The organism is Vibrio sp. 99-8-1, assembly GCF_013114595.1.
Taxonomy (GTDB): Bacteria; Pseudomonadota; Gammaproteobacteria; order Enterobacterales; family Vibrionaceae; genus Vibrio.
In genome coordinates this window covers 1-25,210 of record NZ_VTXE01000023.1, presented here as the reverse complement: position 1 = coordinate 25,210, position 25,210 = coordinate 1, and the positions used below count along the sequence as shown (strand labels likewise).

The 25,210-nt window shown below is 42.2% G+C and carries 19 protein-coding genes and 1 other annotated feature; of the genes, 10 read left to right on the top strand and 9 right to left on the bottom strand.

Annotation, left to right across the window (positions count from 1 at the left end; translation table 11 throughout):
• Window positions 1-24 precede the first annotated feature (24 nt).
• On the top strand, window positions 25-1,650 hold the full coding sequence (locus F0227_RS13755) for an iron ABC transporter permease (protein ID WP_171753794.1): 1,626 nt from the start codon (window positions 25-27) through the stop codon (window positions 1,648-1,650).
• Window positions 1,650-2,684 carry an ABC transporter ATP-binding protein gene (locus F0227_RS13750; protein WP_171753793.1) on the top strand — a complete coding sequence of 345 codons (1,035 nt, stop codon included), beginning with the start codon at window positions 1,650-1,652 and terminating at the stop codon, window positions 2,682-2,684. Before F0227_RS13755 ends, F0227_RS13750 begins: the two co-directional genes overlap by 1 nt.
• A 63-nt stretch (window positions 2,685-2,747) precedes the next feature.
• Here F0227_RS13750 and rsmC read toward each other — a convergent pair whose 3' ends face one another.
• The 3 genes from rsmC to hemL all read right to left on the bottom strand — a co-directional run bounded on the left by rsmC (window position 2,748) and on the right by hemL (window position 6,765).
• On the bottom strand, window positions 2,748-3,773 hold the full coding sequence (rsmC, locus tag F0227_RS13745; RefSeq protein WP_171753792.1) for a 16S rRNA (guanine(1207)-N(2))-methyltransferase RsmC: 1,026 nt from the start codon (window positions 3,771-3,773) through the stop codon (window positions 2,748-2,750).
• Window positions 3,774-3,911: 138 nt separating this feature from the next.
• Window positions 3,912-4,997, bottom strand: a complete 1,086-nt coding sequence (locus tag F0227_RS13740; RefSeq protein ID WP_171753791.1) for an AI-2E family transporter — start codon at window positions 4,995-4,997, stop codon at window positions 3,912-3,914.
• 481 nt (window positions 4,998-5,478) lie between these two features.
• A complete protein-coding gene (gene hemL / locus F0227_RS13735; RefSeq protein ID WP_171753790.1) occupies window positions 5,479-6,765 on the bottom strand; it encodes a glutamate-1-semialdehyde 2,1-aminomutase in 1,287 nt (428 codons plus the stop codon).
• 264 nt (window positions 6,766-7,029) lie between these two features.
• Here hemL and erpA point away from each other — a divergent pair, with 264 nt between their 5' ends.
• The 3 genes from erpA (at window position 7,030) to F0227_RS13720 (ending at window position 11,783) form a co-directional block, all read left to right on the top strand.
• Entirely contained in the window at window positions 7,030-7,371 is a 342-nt protein-coding gene (gene erpA / locus F0227_RS13730) for an iron-sulfur cluster insertion protein ErpA (protein ID WP_171753789.1), read from the top strand.
• A 223-nt stretch (window positions 7,372-7,594) separates the two neighbouring features.
• The gene (locus F0227_RS13725) at window positions 7,595-8,686 is read left to right on the top strand and encodes an efflux RND transporter periplasmic adaptor subunit (RefSeq protein ID WP_171753788.1); all 1,092 of its coding nucleotides are present in this window, start codon (window positions 7,595-7,597) and stop codon (window positions 8,684-8,686) included.
• Window positions 8,687-8,699: 13 nt separating this feature from the next.
• Window positions 8,700-11,783, top strand: a complete 3,084-nt coding sequence (locus F0227_RS13720; RefSeq protein WP_171753787.1) for an efflux RND transporter permease subunit — start codon at window positions 8,700-8,702, stop codon at window positions 11,781-11,783.
• 142 nt (window positions 11,784-11,925) lie between these two features.
• Here F0227_RS13720 and F0227_RS13715 read toward each other — a convergent pair whose 3' ends face one another.
• Together F0227_RS13715 and ettA are read right to left on the bottom strand one after the other, a co-directional pair.
• Window positions 11,926-12,294 (bottom strand): PilZ domain-containing protein, encoded by a 369-nt coding sequence (locus tag F0227_RS13715; protein WP_171753786.1) that lies wholly within the window; start codon window positions 12,292-12,294, stop codon window positions 11,926-11,928.
• Between the two features lie 181 nt (window positions 12,295-12,475).
• Window positions 12,476-14,143 carry an energy-dependent translational throttle protein EttA gene (ettA, locus tag F0227_RS13710; protein ID WP_171753785.1) on the bottom strand — a complete coding sequence of 556 codons (1,668 nt, stop codon included), beginning with the start codon at window positions 14,141-14,143 and terminating at the stop codon, window positions 12,476-12,478.
• A 237-nt stretch (window positions 14,144-14,380) separates the two neighbouring features.
• On the opposite strand from ettA, the gene F0227_RS13705 reads away from it, so the two are divergent.
• Both F0227_RS13705 and trpR read left to right on the top strand, forming a co-directional pair.
• Complete coding sequence (locus tag F0227_RS13705) at window positions 14,381-16,300, top strand: transglycosylase SLT domain-containing protein (RefSeq protein ID WP_253822103.1); 1,920 nt, start codon at window positions 14,381-14,383, stop codon at window positions 16,298-16,300.
• A 121-nt stretch (window positions 16,301-16,421) separates the two neighbouring features.
• Window positions 16,422-16,733, top strand: coding sequence for a trp operon repressor (gene trpR / locus F0227_RS13700; protein WP_171753783.1), 312 nt, complete (start codon window positions 16,422-16,424; stop codon window positions 16,731-16,733).
• Window positions 16,734-16,919: 186 nt separating this feature from the next.
• On the opposite strand, the gene yjjX is transcribed toward trpR, so the two are convergent.
• The 4 genes from yjjX to F0227_RS13680 all read right to left on the bottom strand — a co-directional run bounded on the left by yjjX (window position 16,920) and on the right by F0227_RS13680 (window position 20,343).
• Window positions 16,920-17,447 (bottom strand): inosine/xanthosine triphosphatase, encoded by a 528-nt coding sequence (gene yjjX, locus F0227_RS13695; RefSeq protein WP_171753782.1) that lies wholly within the window; start codon window positions 17,445-17,447, stop codon window positions 16,920-16,922.
• Window positions 17,444-18,625 (bottom strand): prephenate dehydratase, encoded by a 1,182-nt coding sequence (gene pheA, locus F0227_RS13690; protein WP_171753781.1) that lies wholly within the window; start codon window positions 18,623-18,625, stop codon window positions 17,444-17,446. Before pheA ends, yjjX begins: the two co-directional genes overlap by 4 nt.
• A 21-nt stretch (window positions 18,626-18,646) precedes the next feature.
• Window positions 18,647-18,766, bottom strand: a sequence feature (Phe leader region).
• A 121-nt stretch (window positions 18,767-18,887) separates the two neighbouring features.
• Entirely contained in the window at window positions 18,888-19,220 is a 333-nt protein-coding gene (gene raiA / locus F0227_RS13685; RefSeq protein ID WP_171753780.1) for a ribosome-associated translation inhibitor RaiA, read from the bottom strand.
• 397 nt (window positions 19,221-19,617) lie between these two features.
• Window positions 19,618-20,343, bottom strand: a complete 726-nt coding sequence (locus tag F0227_RS13680; protein WP_171753779.1) for an outer membrane protein assembly factor BamD — start codon at window positions 20,341-20,343, stop codon at window positions 19,618-19,620.
• Between the two features lie 139 nt (window positions 20,344-20,482).
• Between F0227_RS13680 and rluD the strand changes: the two genes are divergently transcribed.
• From rluD to clpB, 3 genes are all read left to right on the top strand, one after another.
• Window positions 20,483-21,457, top strand: coding sequence for a 23S rRNA pseudouridine(1911/1915/1917) synthase RluD (gene rluD / locus F0227_RS13675; RefSeq protein WP_171753778.1), 975 nt, complete (start codon window positions 20,483-20,485; stop codon window positions 21,455-21,457).
• Between the two features lie 5 nt (window positions 21,458-21,462).
• A complete protein-coding gene (gene pgeF / locus F0227_RS13670) occupies window positions 21,463-22,182 on the top strand; it encodes a peptidoglycan editing factor PgeF (RefSeq protein WP_171753843.1) in 720 nt (239 codons plus the stop codon).
• 98 nt (window positions 22,183-22,280) lie between these two features.
• The gene (gene clpB, locus F0227_RS13665) at window positions 22,281-24,854 is read left to right on the top strand and encodes an ATP-dependent chaperone ClpB (protein WP_171753777.1); all 2,574 of its coding nucleotides are present in this window, start codon (window positions 22,281-22,283) and stop codon (window positions 24,852-24,854) included.
• Window positions 24,855-25,210 lie beyond the last annotated feature (356 nt).

Here is a 25,210-nt window from a genome sequence, read left to right as displayed (position 1 = left end):
GCTCCCTTTTTTATGATGTTGTAAATGAAAGAAAAAAACCTATTGTTATCAACCAGTAGTGGAAGCCTAGCTCTGCTACTGGTTTTGCCTATTGTGGCGATATTCTATTTATCTCTTGGTGACTCTGGAGAGCTGTTTTCACATCTACTTGCCACCGTTTTACCGACTTACACTTATAATACCGTTGTCTTAGTTTTAGGTGTGTTAGTACTTACTTTTATTATAGGTGTTCCCTGCGCTTGGTTAATGGCTATGTGCCGTTTGCCGACAGAAGGGATTTTACAGTGGGCTCTCGTTTTACCTCTCGCCATGCCAGGTTACATTATTGGTTATGTTTATACGGATTGGTTCGACTTTGCAGGCCCCATTCAACTCTATTTAAGGGAGCTTACTGGCTGGCAAGGAGGAGAATATTGGTTCCCTGATTTACGTACTCTTCCCGGCGCAATCACCATCTTGGCCTTGGTGCTATATCCTTATGTTTATCTAATGTGCCGTGCAGCATTTATGGAGCAGAACGTGACTCTGTTACAGTCTGCTCGTCTTCTAAAGTGCTCGCCTTGGCAAAGTTTTAAACGAATCTCTCTGCCGCTGGCTCGCCCTTCTATTGCGGTAGGACTCTCTCTGGTGGCGATGGAAACCATCGGTGATTTTGGTACGGTAAGTTATTTTGCGGTTAACACTTTAACGACCGCTGTTTACGATACTTGGCTTGGCTACTCAAACCTGAATGCCGCGGCAAAGATCTCTGCCATTATGTTATTGGTCATTGTGCTATTGATTAGTGCAGAACGGTATAGCCGTCGGAGACAAAAACTGTATCAGAGCACTTTTAGTAGCCATGAGGATGCTCGTTACTTGCTCAAAGGCTGGAAAAAGTGGCTTGCACTTGTTTGGTGCTGGGGCATTGTATTGGTCGCTTTTGCTTTGCCTTTAATGCAACTGGCTATCTATGCCTATCGATATTTTGCTCAGAGCTGGACGGCTGAATTTCAGCAATACGCCTTAAACAGCTTAAACGTGTCATTTCTGGCGGCGATTATCGCGGTGTTTGTCGCGCTGATAATGAATTTTTGCGTACGCATTCGGGCAGATAGAAGCAGCGTCATGTTTACTCGAGTTGGTTCACTTGGGTATGCTGTTCCGGGGACGGTATTGGCAATAGGAGTGATGGCTCCTGTGTTGACTGTTGATCATTGGATCAATGACATAGCCAAAATAATGGAGTGGGGCCGTCCGGGGCTGGTTTTATCTGGTTCCATCTTTGCATTAGTGTTCGCTATGGTGGTTCGTTTTTCTGCGGTTGCTATTGGCGCTATTGAAAGTAGTTTAAATAAGATCTCACCGTCGTTGGATATGGCAAGTAAAACCATGGGATGCACAACGCCGACCATGTTAAAACGTATTCATTTGCCATTGATAAGACGAGGTATATTAGTTGCTGGTTTACTGGTATTTATTGAGTCAATGAAAGAACTGAATGCAGCGTTGCTGTTAAGGCCTTTCAACTTTGAAACTCTGGCTACTTATGTATACAACTTTGCCTCTGACGAGCAGTTAGAGTTAGCGGCAATGCCTGCTTTACTACTGGTTTTTGTTGGCCTTATCCCACTTATTGTTATTAATCGTTCTCTGGAGCAAGCCCACTAATGAAAAGCAAACTTTTTATTAATAACCTTATCTGTCGTTATGATGATCAGACGGTATTAGAGTCGTTATCATTAAAGGTAGATCAAGGGGAAATCGTGTGTCTGTTAGGGGCGAGTGGTTGTGGGAAAACGACATTGCTAAAAGCGATCGCAGGTTTACTCCCTTTGAGTGGCGGCACATTAAGCCTTAGCGGCACCTTGTTAGATGATGGCAAGACTTGGTTGGCACCTGAGCAGCGAAATATCGGTATGATATTTCAGGACTACGCTCTATTTCCCCACCTCACCGTTGAAGAGAATGTTGCATTTGGTTTAAGAAACCACTCTGCGGAAGAGACATCACAGAGAGTAAAAGAGATGCTCTCTATGGTACATCTCTCGGATTACCGAGAGCGATACCCTCATCAGCTTTCTGGTGGTCAGCAACAGCGGGTGGCGATTGCACGTTCCCTCGCTTACAAGCCTGATCTACTGCTATTGGATGAACCTTTTTCCAATATTGATACTCAGGTTCGACATGAACTTATTTTACAGATTCGTAAGATTTTTAAGCAGCAAGGTGTCACTGCTATTTTTGTCACCCATAGTCGAGAAGAAGCCTTCGCCTTTTCTGACAAAATGGCGGTAATGAACAAAGGGGTTATTGAGCAGTTTGGTAGCGCTTCAGAGCTCTATCATCAACCGTCCAGTAAGTTTGTTGCTGACTTTCTTGGTGGTGGAAGTTACCTAGCGGCGGAAAAGATAACAGAGTCGAGCTATGAAACACCGTTGGGGATGATCAATATAGATCAAAGTGAGCATATCGCCATAGGTGATAGTTGTCAGCTATTATTGCGCCCGCAACATATTCTGCTAAGTAAAAGCAGTGATGGTCCCGCTAAAGTGATTGAGCAGCAGTTTATGGGGGATCACTGTCGTTATGCTATTGAAGTGGAAGGCATTAAAATATTAGCAACATCAACTCAACGCTTGTCTGTAAATGATCGAGTGCATATTGGTGTGGCGGAAGAAGGTGCTATGGTGTTTAGCGCTTAAGCTAAACCTCACAGACTAGCAATAAACGAGCGCTAGTCTGTGAAGATAAATGAGATTTATGGGTTACTGTTTAACTGCGTGGTAAATGGCAAATTTGTTGGTTTTATTGACGGTTTCACAGTTGGAAAAACCTTGCTGAATGATGGGTGGGTATTTAAGGAAGCTGTTAGCCACAATAAATAACTCACCATTGCGGGCCAGATGTTTTGGCGCTTGAGATAGTAAAGTTTCGCTTGCACTGTAGTTGGTATCAAGCCCGGCATGAAAAGGGGGGTTACTGATAAGGAAGTTGTAGTTATTTGCAGTATCGGAGTAAACATCTGAGGCAAATACTTTTCCTTTTACGCCGTTGATTTGTAGCGTTCTCTTTGATGATTCAATCGCTAGTGCACTTATGTCACACATTTCTAGTTCAATATTGGGGTTTTTCAAGGCTAAAATTGATCCTATAACGCCCGCTCCACAGCCGAAATCAAGTACTTTGCCTTTTAAGCTAGGTAAGGAGTCCAATAGTAATTGGCTACCTACATCAAACTGACCATGGCTAAATACACCGGGTAGACTCTGAATCTCGATGTTTTGATTACCCACATCTAGAGAGTAGCTTTTATACCAATCCTCAAGTTCAAATTTAGCTGGGACATGTTCACACTCCCCCCAATAGAGCGAACAGCGACGTGCTGAGTCATGCTTAATCACACGGCCGTATGGCGCAAACATCTTCTCGATGCTTTTGACTCCAGAGCGATTCTCCCCTACAACCACAATTTCAGTACCAGCGCCGAGGGTGGCAAAAAGCATAGCCAATAGATAATCGGCTTCTGCTTTGGCTTTTGGCCAATATAGCAATACCAAGTCAGCTTTGCTTTGGGGACTGATTTCCACAGCAAAATCGCAGGAGATGGCGGAATGACTGGCGAGCTGACGATAATATCCATAGTTGGTAGTAAATACCGAAACAGAGCGGCAATGTTCACTTAACTCAACGGGAAACAGGTCTTCCGCTTCTCCCGCTACGAGTACATTCTTGTCTTTGAATAACGCCAATTGGCGTTGAGCGATCTGACTGGGAGTGGTATAGGCTGACATAATACGTCCAAAAATGGGTGACAAAAAAGTGGCCAGATTTTCGCATAATCTGGCCGGTGCATGAAGTGATTTATGCTGTTATAGACAAGTAACTTCCAGTCTCACTGAATCATCCGTCTTAAGGTGACTTTAACTATATTAGCTTTTATCTTGGTTTTTTAGAAAACCGTGAAACTCTTCTTCATAAATATTAAACAGCACAATGGCGATAGCAAAAATTAGTGGTCCATATATTAAGCCAATAAGACCAAATAGTTGAATACCGCCCAATAGAGAGAAGAAAATCATTAAGGTGTTCATTCCCGCACTGCCTTGCATTAACAGAGGGCGAAGAATGTTATCGATTGAACCGACAACCGCCATGCTCCATATGGCAAAAAAGATGGCCCAATTGGTATCACCAGTGATGAGCAAATATGCGGTGGCTGGAATCCAAATCAGTGCGGTACCGACAATAGGAATAAATGAAGCAAATCCAAACATGGTTCCCCAAAATAGCGCCGGGAATCCAACAATCCACATGCCGATACCTCCGGCAATACCTTGTGCTATTGCCGTTAAAAAAGAACCTAACACTGCGGATTTGGAAACTTGCTCAATTTCGTTGAGTAACCGATCTTCCTGACTGCGAGAAAGCGGCAATATATGACGTAATGCACGGATGATCTTGTCATGGTCTCGTAGTAAGAAAAACAGCACAAATAGCATCAGCAAGAAACTGGCTAGAAAACTGGTTGCATCACCCAGTATTTTTGCACTAATAGCAACCAAATTTGAACCAAAGCTGGTGGCCAACTGAGCGATTTTTTCTGCTATTTTTTGTGGGTCAATTTTGTCAAATGGCGAATAGGTGTTTGCCAGATCGACCGCTTTGATTATCCAAGGCTGTTTGAAAAACTCATCGATACCGCCGCTCGTCACCCACAAATAGATTCCCTGAGTCGCAACGGAGCCTTGTTGTACTATGGCTGCAAAGACTGCCAGAAGTGGAACGACGATAATAAAAGTCAATACAGTACAAGAAAAAAGAGAGGCTAAGTTGGGTTTATTAGGTACTTTTTTCTCAATCCATTCATGAACTGGAAACATAAGTAAAGAGATGATAAATGCCATGATGATTGAGTTCATGTATGGCTGCACTATCAGGTAACAGGCATAAGCGGCAACGAGCAGTGCAGCAATCAATACATAGTGGCTAGACGATATCTTTTTATTTTCTGACACGGGTATTCTCTTTAATTTAATAGTGGTGTAAGCATAACAAAGTGAATCACGCTAAGTATATTATAAGTATACTCTTGTTACTTGAAGTTGCAGAGGAGATGGTTGGTTCTCGGAAACCTTATCACACCGATATCTTTCTTAAATTAACGGTACTGGTATCGCTCTAAATTCTGCATATTCAGCTTAGTTTGGTATATGATACCGTCCGTTATTCAATAAATCTTTGGAAATATAATGGCTTGCTGTGGAAATGATAAAGGTTGTGCGAAACAATCACCAAGGAAAATGAGAAGAGTTCCATGGTTCCGTTGCTTTATTGCCGTCTTGGTCGTGTTAGTGATTTTTAATTGGCGATAAATGGATAAGAAGTCGGTTTACAGGTGAAAGATCTATCTTGAACGCACTGGGAAATCGACATTGTAAAAAAATAAGCCCTAGAGCCAATATGCTTTAGGGCTTATTTAAGACAAGAATTTAAAATCTAGTTGGCAAGTTTAGCAAAGCAGCGATCGGCAGCTTGCAAGGTCGCTTGAATCTCTTTATCTCCGTGTGCCAGAGAAGTAAAGCTTGCTTCGAAAGCTGAAGGCGCTAGATAGATACCTTCTTCTAACATTAGATGGAAGAACGTTTTGAATCTTTCCACATCGCATTTCGCAACGTCTTGGTAGCAAGTTACTTTTTCTTGATCGGTAAAGAAGAAGCCAAACATCCCCCCAACTTGAGAAACTAACATTGGAATCGCGTGTTTATCTGCCAACTGTTTAAAACCATCGGCTAGCTGTTTGGTAATGTCCGCAAGTTTCTGTTCATTACCTTCTACCGTGAGCGCTTTAAGTGAAGCTAGACCTGCCGCCATGGCAATTGGGTTGCCTGATAGCGTACCTGCTTGATAAACCGGACCCGTTGGAGCGATGTGTTGCATTACCTCTTTGCGGCCACCAAAGGCGCCTACAGGCATACCACCACCAAGAACTTTTCCTAATGTAGTCAGGTCGGGTTTGATATTGTAATGAGCTTGAGCACAGCCTTGAGCGACACGGAAACCTGTCATGACTTCATCAAAGATCAATAAAGCCCCTTCTTTATCACAGATCTCTCGTAGCCCTTCATGAAAGCCTTTTAGTGGCGGAATGCAGTTCATATTGCCAGCAACCGGTTCTACGATAATACAGGCGATTTCACCTTTATTGGCATCAAACAGCTCTTGAACAGAGGCTAAGTCATTAAAGGTTGCTGTAAGTGTGTACTTGGCAAAGTCGGCAGGCACACCAGGAGAGCTTGGTTGGCCCAATGTTAATGCTCCCGATCCCGCTTTAACTAGCAGACTGTCGGCATGGCCATGGTAGCAGCCTTCGAACTTGAGGATTTTGTCTCGGCCAGTGTAGCCACGAGCCAAACGAATCGCACTCATTGTCGCCTCAGTTCCTGAGTTCACCATACGCAACTGTTCCATCGAAGGAACGATCTGAGAAACAAGTTCGGCCATTTCAACTTCAACTTCTGTTGGTGCACCAAAACTCAGGCCACGTTCCGCTGCTTCAATAACCGCGTGACGAATATCTGGATGATTATGACCAAGTATCATTGGTCCCCATGAGCCAACATAATCGATATAAGCTTTACCATCTGCGTCATACATGTATGCGCCATCGGCTTTCTCAACAAAGATGGGAGATCCACCTACGCCATTGAAAGCTCTGACGGGAGAGTTAACACCACCGGGAATGGTTTTTTGTGCTTTTTGATATAGTTCTGACGACTTGGTCATGGGCTTATCCTTAATCTTTATAATTTGGAGCAATAAGTCTGAATTGTAACGATTATTCGTCGATTTGCTTTAGCTTTTTTTACTAAATTTGCAAATTAGTTGAGGTTAGTGAATCACAACAACGATAATAAGCTGAGATAAAGAAAGCAAGAATACTTGAATGAATTACTCAGGTATTAGATAATCGTCAAATAATCAGAATATAAGCAGTTAATTGCCATATAAGTAAAGAATTGAACTTGTATTGCAATAGGAGAAGTCATTGTGAGTGAAGTAGCCATACCATTATCATTTTCAGATGCAGCAGCCATTCGAGTGAAAACTCTGATTGCTGAGGAAGAAAACCCAGAATTAAAACTAAGAGTTTATATTACAGGTGGTGGTTGTAGTGGCTTCCAATACGGGTTTACTTTTGATGAAAAAGTAAACGAAGGCGATAGCACAATTGAAAATAGTGGTGTTACTCTGGTTGTTGATCCAATGAGCTTACAATACCTGATTGGTGGCGTCGTTGATTATACCGAGGGCCTAGAAGGGGCTCGCTTTTTTGTTAATAACCCGAATGCCACAACAACATGTGGTTGTGGTGCATCATTTAGTGTTTGATCCGTTTACCAATTGATCGATATTGCTGTTTGATCAATTTTACTGTCTGATCAACTTTACTGTCTGATCAATAGCACAATAACGTCATTTTCTTAATGTTATAATGACGCGCTGAATTAATTTAAGGCCTTGCGTAATGAAAACTACGTAAGGCTTTATTCATTTAAATGTACTTTATAAAAATGAATTAAATAGTAACAACAATATAATAAAGGGACTTGTTATGCCTATACGTCATGTTAGCCGTTTTTTCTCTGAACGCCCTTGGTTACTCTCACTGATACTCCTAATTGGACTCTCCATCTGGCTTGGTATGGGCATGCTTCGAGCTGAAGAAAGCAAGACAGAAAGTGAAGCAGAAGTCGCGCCTTTAGCGAAAGTTCAGTATGACACTTTTGACGCTATCCTCACTGCCAAGACGGTGGATCTATACGGTCGTACCGCTCCTGATAAGCAAGCTAAGCTTGGCGCAGAAGTCGCCGGAAAAGTGGTGAAACTTCTGGTTAAAAAAGGGGCAAGCGTAAAAAAAGGCCAAGCGATCGCTCAGATAGATAAAGACAATCTTGAGATTCAGTTAGAGCAGGCCATTGCCAATTTGAATGTAAAAGAGAAAGAGTTTAAAGCGGCAAAGTCTTTAAAGAGCAAAGGGTTACAGGGTGAAGTTGCCTATAGTTCTGCTCAGGCATCATTAGTAAAAGCAAAAACCGATGTGAGCAAGGTGCGACTTTCTCTGCGAAACAGTTTATTAAAAGCACCTTTTGACGGCATTGTCGATCACCTGTTTATTGAAGTGGGCGATTATGTTGGTGTGGGTGATCCGGTTGCAACGGTAATTGACTTGCAAGTATTAGTCATAGAAGCCGATGTTAGTGAACGACATGTTCAAAGTTTAAAACGTGGTCAAACCGCCAAGATTCGTCTCATTAATGGTGAACGTATTGAAGGTACATTGCGCTATCTGTCTCGTGTCTCTTCCGTGGCGACCAATACCTTCCCCATTGAAATTGAAATCGCAAACCCTAACCAGAGAGTACCTGCGGGCGTGAGTGCAGAGGTAGAGCTTGACCTTGAAATGAAGAAGGCAATTAAAGTCTCTCCTGCGATGCTCGCTTTAGATGAGGATGGCAATCTGGGGGTTAAGGTGCTGCAAGATAACCGAGTTAAGTTCGTTGCCATTCAGCTGGTTAAAGCTGTACAGGATGGAGTGTGGCTGTCTGGATTAGGCGATAGCGTTGATATTATTACTGTAGGACAAGGTTTTGTTCGTGATGGTGATGATGTTATTGCGGTAAAAGTCGACTCTGTAAGTCAATAGGCGGAGAAACAAGATGTTAGCGATTATTGACGCGGCGTTGTCCCGCTCACGTACCATGATCACCTTGCTGATTCTTATTTTGATGGCAGGAGTGGTCACTTATATCACCATACCTAAAGAATCGAGCCCAGATATCACTATCCCAATTATTTATGTTGGAGTGAGTCATCAGGGGATTTCTCCCAGCGATGCTGAGCGATTACTGGTTCGTCCAATTGAGCAAGAACTTCGCTCTATCGAAGGGGTGAAAGAGATGAGTTCCAATGCCTCTGAGGGATATGCCTCAGTGACGTTGGAATTTAATGTTGGTATGAACTTAGATAAAGCGATGGCAGATGTTCGTGATGCTGTCGATCAGGCAAAGCCTAAACTTCCAGCGGATAGTGATGAACCGACTGTTAATGAAGTGACACTGGCTAGCTATCAACCGATTTTGTCGGTGGTTCTGTATGGAACCGTTCCTGAAAGAACAATAGTACAAGTAGGCCGTCAGTTAAGAGATAAGTTAGAGGGCTATAAGCAGGTTTTAGAAGTTGATATTGCGGGAGATCGTGAAGATATTGTCGAGATTGTTGTCGACCCATTATTGATGGAGAGTTACAACTTAGATCAAGGTGATATTTACAATCTAATTGCGCTTAATAACCGAGTCGTTGCCGCAGGGTTCGTTGATACAGGGTATGGACGTTTCTCTATTAAGGTGCCATCGGTGTTTGAATCGTTAAAAGATGTGCTGGAGATGCCTGTTAAAGTAGATGGTAAACAGGTAATCACCTTTGGTGATATTGCGACGGTACGACGCTCTTTCCGAGATCCTGATAGTTTTGCTCGTTTGGATGGTGAGTCGGCAGTGGTGTTAGATGTTAAAAAACGCGCTGGTGAGAACATTATTGAAACCGTAGATCTTGTTAAAACGGTTATGGAAAAAGCGCAGCAACGTGAAGATTGGCCAAGCAACTTGATGGTTAAATACACATGGGACGAGTCAAAAGATGTCAAGATCATGCTTAGTGATCTGCAAAACAATATCTTGTCGGCTATCATTCTGGTGGTTATTGTCATCATTGCCATTTTAGGCGTACGGACCGCGTTTCTTGTTGGGGTCTCTATTCCCGGTTCCTTCTTAACGGGCTTATTGGTTCTTTCTGTATTTGGCTTAACGGTCAATATTGTCGTGCTGTTCTCTTTAATTATGGCAGTGGGTATGTTGGTGGATGGGGCAATTGTTGTCACCGAATTTGCCGATCGGCGTATGCATGAAGGTATGTCGCGTCAAGATGCCTATCGCGATGCGGCAAAGCGAATGGCTTGGCCGATTATCGCTTCTACGGCAACAACATTAGCCGCCTTTGCGCCATTGCTTTTCTGGCCAGATGTTACTGGCGAGTTTATGAAGTACCTACCAATGACTTTGATCGCCACATTATCGGCATCGTTAATTATGGCGTTGCTGTTTGTGCCGGTATTAGGCAGTTTAATTGGTAAAGAACAGTATATTAGACCTGAACTTAGACAAGAAATGGTGGCGCTGCACAATGGTGACTTCTCTAAAGCGACAGGCCTAACAAAGCTCTATTATCATACTTTGGCACTAGCCGTTAACCACCCGTGGAAGATCCTGTTCAGTGCTATTTTGCTCTCAATTGGAGTGGGTTTTACCTATGCAAAAGCTGGTTTAGGGGCTGAGTTCTTCCCTGAAGTAGATCCTCCTTCATTTACCATCAAAGTGCGTTCTTATGGGGATTTATCTATCCAAGAAAAAGACCGTATTATGGTGGATATTGAGTCGGCAGTACTTGGTGGAAAAGAGTTTGAGAGTGTTTATACCAAAACCGGGGGTGATGATTCCATTGGTCAAATTCAGATCACTCCTGTGGATTGGCAGTACCGCCGTCCGGTAAATGAAATTATTGCTGAGTTAGACGAAAAGCTTTCTGGCTACGCCGGTGTTGAAATTGAATTTAAGAAGCCGGACGCAGGGCCTCCAAGCGATCACGATTTGGTGATTGAACTCTCCTCTAGAGACAATATGTTACTGGATGAAAGTGCCAAAATAGTGCGTCATTGGGCGGACAGTTACTCTGCTTTCAATAATTTAAGTGACTCTTCCAGTAAACCGGGTATTGATTGGCAAATTGACATTAAGAGAGACGATGCAGGTCGTTTTGCTGCCGATGCAACCTTGGTGGGCAACACGGTTCAGTTTGTCACTAATGGACTGAAAATTGGAGATTACTTACCGGATGATGCAAACGAAGAGGTGGATATTCTTGTTCGTTTCCCTCAAGAGCAGAGAGACATAGGTCGTTTTGATCAGCTAAGAGTGAAAACACCCGCAGGCTTAGTACCTATTACTAACTTTGCTGAGATTAAGCCAAGCAAAAAGCAGGACACCATTAAACGTATTGATGGTAGTCGAGTGCTGCAAGTTATGGCGGATCTTAAAGAAGGGCACAATTTAGCGTTAGAGTTGCCTAAAATTGAACAAGAGTTACTCGCGCTCGGGCTGCCATCTGGCGTTGAGTTTAAGCTACGTGGTCAGAACGAAGATCAAGAGAAGTCGTCGGCGTTTTTGGAATCAGCATTTTTAGTTGCGTTGGCTGTGATGGCGTTGATACTGATTACGCAGTTTAATAGCTTCTATCAGGCATTTTTAATACTGAGTGCGGTGCTATTTTCTACCGTTGGAGTATTCGCAGGCTTGCTTATTTTCCAGCGTCCTTTTGGTATTGTCATGTCGGGAATAGGGGTTATCGCTCTGGCGGGCATCGTGGTTAACAACAATATTGTACTGATTGATACTTATAATCAGTTGTTAGCCCGAGGTTTGGATAGGAAAGAAGCGATATTGAGAACGGGTGTTCAGCGTTTACGTCCTGTAATGCTGACAACGGTTACCACTATTTTAGGTTTGTTGCCTATGGTACTGGAGATGAATATCGATTTGATTAATCAAAAAATTGAGTTTGGTGCTCCTAGTACTCAGTGGTGGTCTCAGCTTGCAACGGCAGTTGCTGGTGGATTGGCTTTTGCCACAGTGTTAACGCTGGTGCTAACACCATGCCTATTGATGCTGACCAAGCGTAAGGCTAAGTGACAATAATCGTGTTAGCAGCAGATATAACGTAAATTAGAGAAAATTTAAGCTAAAAAAAGAGCCACTTAACTCAGTTAAGTGGCTCTTTTTTTAACATAGAAAATCACCATTAAATTTGGTTTTTTACCATTAACTAAAAGGTTTAATGGTGATCACCAAGATCTGATAGTTGTTCTAACTCTCGGTGCAACAACTCATCATCACCGACATTAAGTTCAACTAAACGCCTTAAGTGGCTAATACTGTCTATATCAATATGCTGAATGCTTACTCGAATAAAAGTATCGGTCATTTCGACGATGTCAGCTTGCAATGAGATAATGATGTCGCTGTCAGGAATTTGGAAAAAGACATCAACAGGGTGTGCGCTGTCGAGAGGTGTATCTGGGGTAGCCAGTAGCAGACCGTGTAAAGAGAGATCTTTGATCGAACTGCTGACCTTGAGTTGCCCCTGATGTAATTCTGCAGGCGCTTGATAGATGACACGGGAAAAGCGACGACGTTCGCTCATATATCCTCTCTTAATATGGTGGATAGCTAGTATAAGATTAATACTATACCTAACTAACTTCAAGATACTGAGCGCTTGGTTAACAAAAGTTATAATCTGTCGATCTTATCGCAGGAAATTGCTCTAGGTAATAAAAAAGACCGCTATTTAAGCGGTCTTTAAATGAGAAACAGTGACTAAGTTATTTAGTCATACGTTTATATTTAATACGATGAGGCTCAGCTGCTTGAGCGCCTAATGTCTGTTTAAGCCACTCAGTGTATTCACTATAGTTACCTTCATAGAAGTTCACTTGTCCTTCATCGCGGTAGTCAAGAATATGAGTCGCGATACGGTCTAAGAACCAACGGTCATGGGAAATAACCATGGCACAGCCCGGGAATTCAAGTAAAGCTTCTTCCAGAGCTCGTAGGGTCTCTACATCTAGGTCATTGGTTGGCTCATCGAGTAATAGTACATTACCCCCCGCTTTGAGTAACTTAGCTAAGTGTACGCGGTTACGTTCACCACCGGATAACTCGCCAATGACTTTTTGCTGATCAACACCTTTGAAGTTGAAGCGAGAGCAGTATGCACGAGCCGGAATCTCAAAGTTGTTGATCTTGATGATGTCCGCGCCTTCAGAGATCTCTTGGAAAACCGTTTTAGTGTCATCCATGCTGTCACGGAACTGATCAACTGATGCTAGATGAACAGTATCACCAAGTTCAATGGTGCCGCTGTCCGCTTGCTCTGTACCACTTAACATTTTAAATAGCGTCGACTTACCTGCACCGTTGGCACCGATGATGCCGACAATAGCGCCTTTAGGCATGCTAAAAGAGAGGTTATCGATAAGTACGCGATCGCCAAATGACTTGGTTAAGTTGTTAACCTCGATCACTTTGTCACCCAAACGCTCACCCGGTGGAATAAACAGTTCGTTTGTCTCGTTTCGTTTCTGGTGATCGGAAGTATTCAGTTCTTCAAATCGAGCCATACGTGCTTTTGATTTAGCTTGTCGGCCTTTAGGGTTTTGACGAACCCACTCCAGCTCTTTCTCAATGGTTTTTTGACGCGCTTTCTCTTGAGAAGCTTCCTGTTTCAAACGTGCATCTTTTTGTTCAAGCCAAGATGTGTAGTTACCTTCCCATGGAATACCTTCACCACGGTCAAGTTCTAAAATCCATCCTGCGGCATTATCTAAGAAATAACGGTCGTGGGTAATTGCCACAACGGTTCCGTTGTAGTCAACCAAAAAGCGCTCAAGCCAACCTACAGATTCCGCATCAAGGTGGTTAGTAGGTTCATCTAGCAACAGCATATCGGGTTTTTCTAGCAATAGACGACAAATAGCCACACGACGACGTTCACCACCAGAAAGAACTTCAATTTTGGTATCCCACTCTGGGAGACGAAGTGCATCTGCGGCACGTTCTAATGCGTTATCTAGATTGTGACCATCTTTAGCTTGAATGAGCGCTTCAAGTTCACCTTGCTCTTTGGCCAAAGCATCAAAGTCTGCATCTGGTTCTGCGTAAGCGGCATAAACGGCATCTAATCTTGATAAAGCGCCCGCAACATCGGCAACGGCTTCTTCTACAATTTCACGTACGGTTTTTGACTCATCAAGCTTCGGTTCTTGAGGTAGGTAACCTACATTGAGTCCCGGTTGTGGACGAGCTTCACCATCAATGTCAGTGTCGATACCTGCCATGATACGAAGTAAGGTAGATTTACCCGCACCATTTAAACCTAGAACACCAATTTTGGCTCCAGGAAAAAAGCTTAGAGAAATGTCTTTTAAAATTTGACGCTTAGGTGGCACGACTTTGCTCACTCGCGACATGGTATAGACGTATTCAGCCATTGCCGATTGATCCTATGTTTTGAAAAAATGAGGGATTATTTTATACCAAATTATCTCAAGTGAGAATGAGATTAATAAAGCTTGGTTTCGTGACAAAATAATGAGAGATAGGGCTTGATCTATAGCATGATAGTTTTCTAACATTAGCGTTACATGTATTTAAACAGTCTGCTGTATTGTGTTTATAACCATCAATCATCAGCTAACTGGCTAGGAAATGGGTAATCAATGTTTCGCATGAACAAACTTGTATCTGCTGTGTTGCCTATATTGGCTATTTCTACAGGCGCATTCGCGGCGCCTGCGTCTTTAGAACAGCAGCGAGTCACATATCAAAAAGCTCAAAAATATCTGGATAAGAAACAGATAGAAAAGTACATGCAAATTCGCGATCAAATCGCCAATTATCCTCTTACTCCGTATGTTGATTACCGAACATTTCTGGTCAATATAGGTAAAAGGACACCTGAAGAAGTCAATCAGTTTGTTAGTCAGCATCAATCATTCCCTTTCTCTAATAGCATCCGTGCAGCGTATCTAGATGCTTTGATAAAGAAAGGAGATTGGCAAACTTTTTATCAATATCAGACAACAGAGCCTAGGATGGAGAAGTATCGTTGTAGCTTCTATTATGCTCAGCTGAAAAATGGTAATGAAGATAGAGCGTATAAAGGTGCGACTGAACTCTGGCTCAGTGGTAACAGCGTATCCGATAATTGCGAACCTCTGTTTCTTGAATGGCAGAAAGCAGGATTAAGAACGGACGATTTGGTACTGCGGCGTATGTTGCTTAGCTATGAGAGAAATAGCGCTACCTTAATGAATTATCTGGCAAAAATGACGACCAGTGAACGCAGTCAGTTTCTTGCCAAAGAGCTAAAGTATCTATTAAGAAATCCTCAATATGTGACGGAATTTTCACAAAAGCATCCGGCAAACGAGGATAACCGAAAGAAATCTGAAATTGCTTTAAAAAAATTAGCTAGAAAAGATCCTGCCTTAGCACAGCGTACGTTACCGATTGTGCTTGATGCCCAACAGATAGTTGGAGAACAAGCGCAAAGGTTGTCAGATTTTATTGCTATTCGATTGCTGGAGACCGAGGAGCTTTATCTTGCTGTGTGGCGAGATGAGGTATTAAAACACTCCACTAATGTCTCCATGATTGAGCAGAGAATTCGTTTGGCGATTCGTCAAGCGGACTGGCCTATGATCCCGGTATGGATTGCTTACCTGCCGGAATCCAATCAAAACTCTATGCGTTGGCAGTATTGGTTGGGCAGAAGTGAACTGGCGTTAGGAGCATCGAGTGAAGGGATAGAGCGACTACAAAAACTGTTAGGTAAGCGCAATTTTTACAGTGTTGCTGCTGCTAAATCACTGGATAAGCCTGTCACTTATCAAGTGTCTCGTGTTAACACCACGCTAGATATACTGAAACCCTATCAAGTGAGTTTAGTGCGGATAAATGAACTTATTGATGTTGATAAAATCGCCGCAGCTAAGCGAGAGTGGAATTGGTTATTGTGGCAAGTGGATAAAGAGGAGCAGCAAGCGCTGGCTCTTTATGCGGCAAAGAAAAATTGGCACCATTTAACGGTAAAAGCGACCATTGAAGCAGAGATGTGGGATCACACAGCATTGAGGTTCCCTGTAGCGCATCAATGGTGGTTCAACTTTTATGGCGACAAACACAATGTTGATCCGATTACACTCATGTCTCTAGCAAGACAAGAGAGTGCACTGGATGTGCAGGCTCGTTCTCCGGTAGGAGCCAGAGGTATTATGCAAATCATGCCTACAACGGCAAAATACACGGCTAAAAAGTTTAAGTTGAATTACAAAGGTGCCAGTGAACTTTATGATGTTAAAAAGAACATAGAGATAGGCAGTCGATATCTTAATAGCCTTTTAAATCAGTATGATAATAACCGAATTTTTGCTTTGGCAGCGTATAATGCGGGACCTCATCGAGTAAAAACATGGCGTAAACGCAGTAACAGTAAACTGGATGCTTTTGCTTTCATAGAGTCTATTCCTTATAAAGAAACTCGGGGATATGTGCAGAATATACTGATGTTTGAAACCTACTATCGTCAGTTGATGAGAGTTGAAGGGGAGTTTCTTCATCCTCAAGAACTGCTAACGAAATATTAATTTAAAACCAAACTGAAAATTATATATACTCAATGAGATGAGCTGGCTTGACGGAACCACTTAACGTTAGCCAGCTTTTGTTTTTTTATTAAGTTTTGTACCGCCAATAAGAGTGATAATTATGTCTTTATCCCCAGAGTTTACGGACTGGCAACACGTCATTCGTTTAGTGAAAAGTGCTGCTGAGAAAGATCAACATGAGATGTTGTTGACCTCATTGTTAACTCAAGATGAAAGAGACGCACTTGTTGCCAGAGTGAATATTTTTAATGAGTTACTTAAAGGGGATATTTCTCAGCGGCAGATAAGCCAAATGCTTGGTGTTGGCATTGCCACTATAACGCGAGGTTCTAACGAGCTTAAGTCTCATACAGATGAAGAAAAAGAGAGTTTATTTCAGCTTTTGGTTGAGAATAAAGATATACTCAAGTGACATCAACACGCCCATTTCTGCGTCAGATAATCTTGAAAGGGAATGCCATTCCTTCAATTATCTTTCTTGAACTGAACTTGTTGATGTCGCTCTGAATCCTGCATCTTGAGGTCACTTTAGTATACCAACAAAGGCTGATATCTTTATTTAAGGATGATTGATCAATAGCGTTTGTATTGAGTCTCGTTACAACGTTGTTGGGAAGTGATCTTTATTTATAAAAGGGATCAGTGCCAGAATTAATGCTTGATGGTATACCGAGCTTCGCGTCAAAAGATGGTTGGTTAGTAAGCCAATGGCTCCCCCTTTCTGTTTGATATTTTCAGTCGCAAACACTTCATCCATCACATCCCCTAACTCTTTGCCTGTGCGGAGTTTTTCTAACACAACGGGCGGCAACATAAGGCTAGCAGAGCGAGACTCACCTCGTTGTGAGTGTGATTCAATAACCATCCAAGCAAAGGTAAAATCGCCTTCATTGCCAGCTTCTAATCCCACATAAAAGTCCCCTTTGTTATCAGCCAGTTTTGCATTTTTAACTCGGTTCAAAGCACCTTGTTTGGTTTCTTGGTCGGATATAGGTTGATCAGGCACCTCACTTGCGACACTGATACCTTGAAAGGTAAATTGTTCATCATTAAAGACATCTTCAAAGGCCGCTTTTACGGCGTTTATTTTTGCTGGATTTAATGAGGCGACAATAACGGTTTTCATTGACCTAACCTCACTTGAGTCGGTTTTACGTTTTCACTTGGATAGCAGCCAAGAACTTTTAAATGTCGCGTGATCTGTGTCAGTTCACTGATAGCTTGTTGCATGCTCTCTGATTCTAAGTGAGCTTCAAGATCAACATAGAACATCTCTTCCCAAGGGTTTCCTATAATGGGGCGGTTCTCTAGTTTGCGCATGTTTATGTCATATTTTTGTAGTACCAGCAATGTTTTCACTAGTGAGCCTGCTTCTTGCGAAGTGGACATAATCAGCGTGGTTTTTGCTGGTATTTGTGCGGATACTTCGACAGGTTTACGCGCCACAACAATAAAGCGAGTATGATTTTCTGTCTGGTTGGCAATGTTACCTTGAATCTGTTGCAGCCCGTACAATTTGCCGCTAGAGGCGTTACCAATTGCCGCGACATCGTTGCTATTAATCTCTTTAACTTTCTTCATTGCGTCTGCGGTGCTGGCACACGACTCTAAAGATACCCCTTTAAGTCGACTAAGAAACTCACTGCATTGTTGGTGAGGCTGTGGATGAGAGTAAAGTGTTTTAATCTCTTCTAGGCGAATGTCGCTATCGGCAAGAATGCAGTGCTCGATAGGTAGGGTTATCTCACCAACGATATAGAGAGTGGTGTGTTGCAGTAAGTCGTAAACTTCATTGATAGAGCCTGAGCTCGTATTTTCAATGGGTAATACACCAAAATCAGCGTGGCCGGACTCTACGGTTTTTGTCACTTCTTTAAAGTGATGGCAATTTAGCTCGATAAGCTCTGTATTTTTTCGGCTGAAGTATTCTCGGCTGGCCAGATGTGAATAAGAGCCTTTTGAACCCAGATAAGCGACTCTAGCGATGGGTTTTCGACTCAGTGCTGGATTAGCAATATTTTGTAAGTAGGATTGCTGAAGTAGTACAGAATCTTCAATTATGGTGTGAAATAGTTTAGTAATGTATTGCGCGTCAAGTTGGTATTTTTTATCACCATTCTCGATAAGTTTTACCAGCAATTGCTGCTCTCTGTTGGCATCTCTAACTGGCTTTGCTGTTTCTATCTTACTTTTTGCAACCTCGATACTTAAAGCTCTTCTTTCTGAAAGAAGTTGTAATAATTGATCATCTAGGTCATTTAATCGAATTCGAATCTCATCGAGAGAGTATTTACTGTCCGTCATCTTGGTTGCCTATTTCCTTGTAATAAAAAAGCCTCCCTTTGGGAGGCTTTCTGTTCGTTTTTGGTTTATTTTTTAAAACGAGCTCAGCCTCCAGATTAGGAGATAAAAAATAAATCAAAAAGAAACAGTGGTTTTAGCGTCATTGTCATTATTGCAATTGGTTAGCGTTTGAATATACACCATAAGCAAGGGGCATTATCCCGTCAAGCAAAAAAGCGCCCTAAGGCGCTTTATCTAATAAATCAGTATTCATACTTAACTATTATTCAATTTCATCCATTTCTGGCTTTTCAGCATGAGAGGCACGACGGGATTCGGGCTTATGGCTGAGTTTATTTAGCTGACGCTCAAGTTTTTGTTCCACTTCAGTCACAGCTTTATAAAGATCTTCATTAATGGATGAGGCGACAAGTTTGCCTTTGGGTACCGAAATGCTCGCTTCAAATTTCATTTTTTTGCCAGGTTCTTCACTGACGCTTGTTTGGCATCCGATAATGTCTACTTGCCATTTTTCAAGCTTTTTAAATTTCGCTTCAACATGCGCACGGATTGCAGAGGTGATTTCAATATTTTTACCAGTAATGTTTATTTTCATAGATGTTTTCCTCTGTTGCATCCCTTATGGGTTAACTTCAGATTACTGTTTTAGTGATTTAATAATGTGATCTTGATCACCTAAATGTAAGGGGGAAATTGATAGATCAGTAAATGTGATCTGCCACAAATCTTTATTGTTGGTTTGATAAAAAAAGCTTGTAGTCCCAATTAAACTCTATACATTGGTAACAAGTAGCGTACTGAAAATCCCTCTATTTTTAGTGCTTTTGTTCGATTTAAAATCCTTTCCTGTTTGAATTCTAATCAATTAAAAGTTGTGAGATTGATCTATTAACGAATCAATCCTTTCTCTGCAATTGCAAATAGCAGCAAAAATAAAAAAGCCGCTATTGATTAGCGGCTTAACGGTTTAACGGTTTAATGATGGTGTGAAATTAAAGCGCGTTTAATTCCATCATGCGTCTTGTGCGTTCAACCGATTCAGTCAAGTTGAGCTGTTGATAAGCTTCTAACTGAATTTCTAACGATTTTCTGGCGGCAACGGTATCTGGGTAGGTTTTTTGTAGCTCTTGACTGCGATTTATCGCCGCTATCCAAGCTTTGCGACGCAGATAAAAATCCGCAGTGGCAAGATCGTAGTTGGCTAAGCGATTGATTAGAGCAGACATTCTCTTTTGTGCGTCCGCCGTAAATGCGCTGTCAGGGTATCGTTGCAATAAACGTTTAAAATCAGCAAAAGCCGATTTTGCCGGTTCAGGATCACGATCAAATCTATCGATATTCAAAATATCATGCATATAGTTTCTATCTTGAGCCATGTACGATAGGCCTCTCATATAGAGAACCCAGTCCATTTTTGGATGAGTTGGATTTAATCGGATAAATCGCTCGATAGTGGCAAGACCTAAAGGTAGATCATTATTTTTATAGTAAGCATAGATGAGATCGAGCTGTACCTGTTCGGAGTAAGGGCCAAACGGATAACGCGAATCAAGTGCTTCTAATTTCTCGATCGCGTTGAGCCAAGCACCGCTTCTCAGTGATGATTGGGCATCTGAATACAATTCGGCTGCTGGAACATCAGGAACGATTTCGTCACTAGTAGAGCAACCAAAAAGCAGTGAAAGGGTTAATAAGCCTGATAAAGTGCGGTATTTCATGTCCGAATTAGATTCCTTGGATATAAATTAAATCTTAAGCTTCCGTTACTTTCTAGCAGTTAACAGATAGAATAAAAAGCAATAGGGTATTTTTTCACAGTCATGAGCATTAGTCTCATAGTTTTTTAAAAAGTTCGATATGGCACAGCAGATAGAATTAACCGATACAGTAAAAGAAACTCAACTTGGTCAAAGATTAGACCAAGCCGTAGCAGAACTATTTTCTGATTTTTCCCGTTCTAGGATAAAAGAATGGCTATTGGAAGGTAAAATTCAGGTGGATGGTGAGGTTGTTGTAAAACCTCGCGTCAAGGTGATGGGCGGTGAAGTAATTGTCGTGCATGCTGAACTTGAAGATGAAGAGCGTTGGGAAGCTCAAGATATTCCACTAAACATTGTTTATGAAGATGACGATATTATTGTCATTAACAAACCGCGAGATTTTGTTGTTCATCCGGGAGCAGGTACTCCAGATGGAACCGTGCTAAACGCACTGCTTTTCCACTATCCTTCGATAGCGGAAGTGCCGCGTGCGGGTATTGTTCATCGTCTTGATAAAGATACCACCGGGTTAATGGTGGTCGCGAAAACGGTTCCTGCCCAAACTCGTTTAGTACGAGCGCTGCAAAAGCGTAAGATTACTCGTGAGTATGAAGCCATTGCCATTGGTAAAATGACCGCTGGCGGCATGATAGAAAAGCCGATTGGACGTCACACGACGAAGAGAACGTTAATGGCGGTGAATGAGTTGGGTAAACCAGCTATTACTCATTATCGTGTTGCGGAACATTTTCGTGAGCACACTAGAATAAGATTGCGACTCGAAACAGGGAGAACTCACCAGATTCGTGTTCATATGTCCTACCTTCAGCATCCATTGCTTGGTGATATTGCTTATGGTGGTCGTGCTCGTATACCGAAAGGTGCAAGCGACGAACTGACGGATATGATTCGACAGTTTGATCGACAAGCCTTGCATGCGGTGATGTTAAGATTTATCCATCCTGTCACAAAGGAAGAGATGGAGTTCCATGCCCCTGTTCCTGACGATATGGTGGTAATGGCTGAAGCGTTAAGAGAAGATGCCAGACTTAATAAGGAAGATGACATTTAATGGATTTGATCATCCCAAACTGGAATGCACCTAGTCATGTCAAAGCCGTCAGCTCAACACGTCAAGGTGGAATGTCGACCAATGCTTATCATGGATTGAATCTAGGGATTCATGTTGAGGATGATCCTATTGTTGTTCTACAAAATAGATCTTTATTGACTAAGGCTGCCGGTTTTCCTTCTGATCCCGTCTGGTTAAATCAGACCCACTCTGTAAAGGTTGCAGAGCTGGGTGGGCCAACAAGCAAGGCTCTTGATGCCGATGCGAGTGTTACATCGGTGAAAGGGGTGGTCTGTTGTGTAATGACAGCAGACTGCTTGCCTGTTTTATTAACCGATATTGAAGGTTCAAAAGTCGCTGCCGTTCATGCCGGCTGGCGAGGGCTTGCAGACGGTATTTTAGAAAATGCGGTGAAAGCTTTTGATAAGCCAGTTATTGCATGGCTTGGTCCTGCAATTGGAGCTCAAGCATTTGAAGTGGGACAAGATGTGTTTCAACAATTTGTTCAGCACTCCCCTCAAGCAGAAGAGGCATTTATTAGCAAAAGCAATCAAAAATATGTTGCTGATATGAATCTTCTCGCGACACAAAGGCTAAATGCTGTTGGTGTTGAGCAGGTATTTTGCAGTGATATGTGTACGTATTCTGATCCTGCTAAGTTCTACTCTTACCGACGAGATGGCATCACTGGCCGGCAAGCCTCCTTTATCTGGATTGACGATTAACCCCTCATTTATTTATTAAGGGAGATTTACTCCCTTGAAAAACGAAGTAGCTGTATCCATCTTTTTAGCATTAGTTATTTATCTCTATGGAGGTTGCCATGCGCTTAGATAGATTTACCAGTAAGTTCCAGGTAGCAATTTCTGATGCTCAATCATTGGCTCTTGGGCGTGACCATCAATATATAGAACCCGTCCATTTAATGGTTTCGTTGCTAAACCAAGACGGTAGCGCTATTCGTCCTCTATTAACCATGTTAGATGTTGATGTGGTTCAATTACGTTCTAAGCTATCAGAGCTACTCGACCGACTACCTAAAGTAAGTGGGATTGGCGGCGACGTACAGTTGTCGAGTGGAATGGGGGTACTGTTTAATCTGTGTGATAAAGTGGCTCAGCAGCGACAAGACAGCTATATATCATCTGAAGTGTTTTTACTTGCAGCCATTGAAGATAAAGGTCCTCTTGGCGAATTGTTAAAAGAGTTTGGTCTAACTGAAGAGTCGCTCTCTAATGCGATAGAGCAGGTTAGAGGGGGGCAAAAAGTTGATGATCCCAATGCTGAAGAGAAACGCCAAGCATTAGAAAAGTTTACTATTGACCTTACGGTACGGGCAGAGCAAGGAAAACTTGATCCTGTTATCGGTCGAGATGATGAAATTCGACGGACGATTCAAGTTCTTCAGCGAAGAACTAAAAATAACCCGGTTATTATTGGTGAACCTGGTGTAGGTAAGACAGCGATAGTTGAAGGTCTGGCTCAACGTATCATCAATAATGAAGTTCCAGAAGGATTACGGGGTCGTAGAGTTCTCTCATTAGACATGGGCTCATTAGTGGCGGGAGCCAAATACCGTGGTGAGTTTGAAGAACGTTTAAAATCTGTTTTGAATGAACTTTCTAAAGAAGAGGGGAACATAATCCTCTTTATCGATGAGCTTCATACCATGGTTGGAGCTGGGAAAGGAGAAGGCTCAATGGATGCTGGTAATATGTTAAAGCCAGCGCTAGCCAGAGGTGAGCTTCACTGTGTTGGGGCCACAACACTGGATGAGTATCGTCAATATATTGAAAAAGATCCTGCCTTAGAGCGTCGCTTTCAAAAAGTGCTTGTCGATGAACCAACCGTAGAAGATACCGTTGCGATATTACGTGGCTTGAAAGAACGTTATGAATTACACCATCATGTTGAAATTACCGACCCTGCTATAGTTGCGGCTGCGAGTTTGTCTCATCGTTATGTTTCTGACCGCCAACTTCCAGACAAAGCGATCGATCTTATTGATGAGGCTGCATCTAGCATTCGGATGCAAATAGATTCAAAACCAGAGGCCTTGGATAAGCTAGAACGAAAAATCATTCAATTAAAAATTGAGCAGCAAGCTCTAAATAATGAGAGTGATGATGCCAGCACCAAGCGCTTACGTTCACTCAATGAAGAGCTGAGCGAGAAAGAGCGTGACTATGCTGAACTTGATGAAGTTTGGAATGCAGAAAAAGCCGCACTTTCTGGAACCCAGCATATAAAGTCTGAATTAGAACAAGCAAGAATGGATATGGATTTTGCAAGACGTGCAGGAGATCTAAACCGCATGTCAGAATTGCAATATGGGCGTATTCCTGAACTTGAGAAGCAGTTAGATCTCGCCACACAAGCGGAAATGCAAGAGATGACACTGCTGCGCAATAAAGTTACTGATGAAGAAATTGCAGAAGTGCTCTCTAAGCAGACAGGGATACCTGTTTCAAAAATGCTTGAAGCCGAAAAAGAGAAATTACTTCATATGGAAGAGGTAATGCACAAACGGGTGATAGGACAACAGGAAGCGGTTGAAGTCGTAGCTAACGCGATTCGCAGAAGTCGAGCTGGTTTGTCTGATCCGAATCAACCGATTGGTTCATTTCTGTTTTTGGGTCCTACTGGTGTGGGTAAAACAGAGCTATGTAAAACTTTAGCTAACTTCATGTTTGATAGTGAAGATGCCATGGTACGGATCGATATGTCCGAATTTATGGAAAAACATTCAGTAGCAAGATTGGTTGGTGCCCCTCCCGGATATGTAGGATACGAAGAAGGCGGATATCTTACGGAAGCGGTTAGAAGGAAACCCTATTCGGTTATTTTGCTGGATGAGGTAGAAAAAGCCCATCCTGATGTATTTAATATACTGTTGCAGGTTTTAGATGATGGCCGCTTAACGGATGGTCAGGGTAGAACGGTCGATTTTAGAAACACCGTTGTTATTATGACCTCGAACCTTGGGTCGGCTAGCATACAAGAGAATTTCTCTTTACTGGACTACGAAGGTATCAAGCGAGAGGTAATGGACGTCGTCACTAAACATTTTAAACCTGAGTTCCTTAATAGGGTTGATGAAAGTGTGGTATTCCATCCTCTAGGCAAAGAACATATTAAGTCTATCGCTTCAATACAGTTAGATAAGCTTTCTTATCGCATGGCCGAAGCTGGATATGAGTTGGAGACAACGCCCAAAGCGTTGGATCTTATCGCTCAAGTTGGTTTCGACCCGGTTTATGGAGCTCGCCCATTAAAAAGGGCAATACAGCAAGCTGTGGAAAATCCTTTAGCAAAAGCTATTCTTGCAGGAAAAGTCGATCCTGATAAAAAAATACAGCTAAAGGTGAGCAAAGACCGCATTGTTGCTCATCAATAAAACTAGCTAAATGAATAAAATGGCCTAATTAAGAGGGGATACGCCTTTTTATTGGCCATTTTGTGCGAATAATAGTCGAACAAAATGTTTTTTATAAAAAAAGTAAAATTAAGGGTTGTGCTATCTAAATATCTCCCTATAATGCGCCTCCGTTGTCAGGGCAAACTTCGAAAAGAAGCGCAGTGATAACAAGACGCCAGAGTTAATGAGTTTGGTTTTTATTTCCTTCTTAGTTAAGTGAAATAAAATTGCAAAAAGTGTTTGACACTGAAGGCTAACTCGCTAAAATGGCCGTCCGCTTTGAGAAGCTAACCCGCTTACTTAAAGCAACGCTCTTTAACAATTTAAACCTATCA

Excerpts from the sequence above, each read along its gene's own strand:
- F0227_RS13755 (WP_171753794.1), top strand. The coding sequence starts at position 25 with ATGAAAGAAAAAAACCTATTGTTATCAACCAGTAGTGGAAGCCTAGCT.
- F0227_RS13750 (WP_171753793.1), top strand. The coding sequence starts at position 1,650 with ATGAAAAGCAAACTTTTTATTAATAACCTTATCTGTCGTTATGATGAT.
- rsmC (WP_171753792.1), bottom strand. The coding sequence starts at position 3,773 with ATGTCAGCCTATACCACTCCCAGTCAGATCGCTCAACGCCAATTGGCG.
- hemL (WP_171753790.1), bottom strand. The coding sequence starts at position 6,765 with ATGACCAAGTCGTCAGAACTATATCAAAAAGCACAAAAAACCATTCCC.
- F0227_RS13725 (WP_171753788.1), top strand. The coding sequence starts at position 7,595 with ATGCCTATACGTCATGTTAGCCGTTTTTTCTCTGAACGCCCTTGGTTA.
- F0227_RS13720 (WP_171753787.1), top strand. The coding sequence starts at position 8,700 with ATGTTAGCGATTATTGACGCGGCGTTGTCCCGCTCACGTACCATGATC.
- F0227_RS13715 (WP_171753786.1), bottom strand. The coding sequence starts at position 12,294 with ATGAGCGAACGTCGTCGCTTTTCCCGTGTCATCTATCAAGCGCCTGCA.
- ettA (WP_171753785.1), bottom strand. The coding sequence starts at position 14,143 with ATGGCTGAATACGTCTATACCATGTCGCGAGTGAGCAAAGTCGTGCCA.
- F0227_RS13705 (WP_253822103.1), top strand. The coding sequence starts at position 14,381 with ATGAACAAACTTGTATCTGCTGTGTTGCCTATATTGGCTATTTCTACA.
- trpR (WP_171753783.1), top strand. The coding sequence starts at position 16,422 with ATGTCTTTATCCCCAGAGTTTACGGACTGGCAACACGTCATTCGTTTA.
- yjjX (WP_171753782.1), bottom strand. The coding sequence starts at position 17,447 with ATGAAAACCGTTATTGTCGCCTCATTAAATCCAGCAAAAATAAACGCC.
- pheA (WP_171753781.1), bottom strand. The coding sequence starts at position 18,625 with ATGACGGACAGTAAATACTCTCTCGATGAGATTCGAATTCGATTAAAT.
- raiA (WP_171753780.1), bottom strand. The coding sequence starts at position 19,220 with ATGAAAATAAACATTACTGGTAAAAATATTGAAATCACCTCTGCAATC.
- F0227_RS13680 (WP_171753779.1), bottom strand. The coding sequence starts at position 20,343 with ATGAAATACCGCACTTTATCAGGCTTATTAACCCTTTCACTGCTTTTT.
- rluD (WP_171753778.1), top strand. The coding sequence starts at position 20,483 with ATGGCACAGCAGATAGAATTAACCGATACAGTAAAAGAAACTCAACTT.
- clpB (WP_171753777.1), top strand. The coding sequence starts at position 22,281 with ATGCGCTTAGATAGATTTACCAGTAAGTTCCAGGTAGCAATTTCTGAT.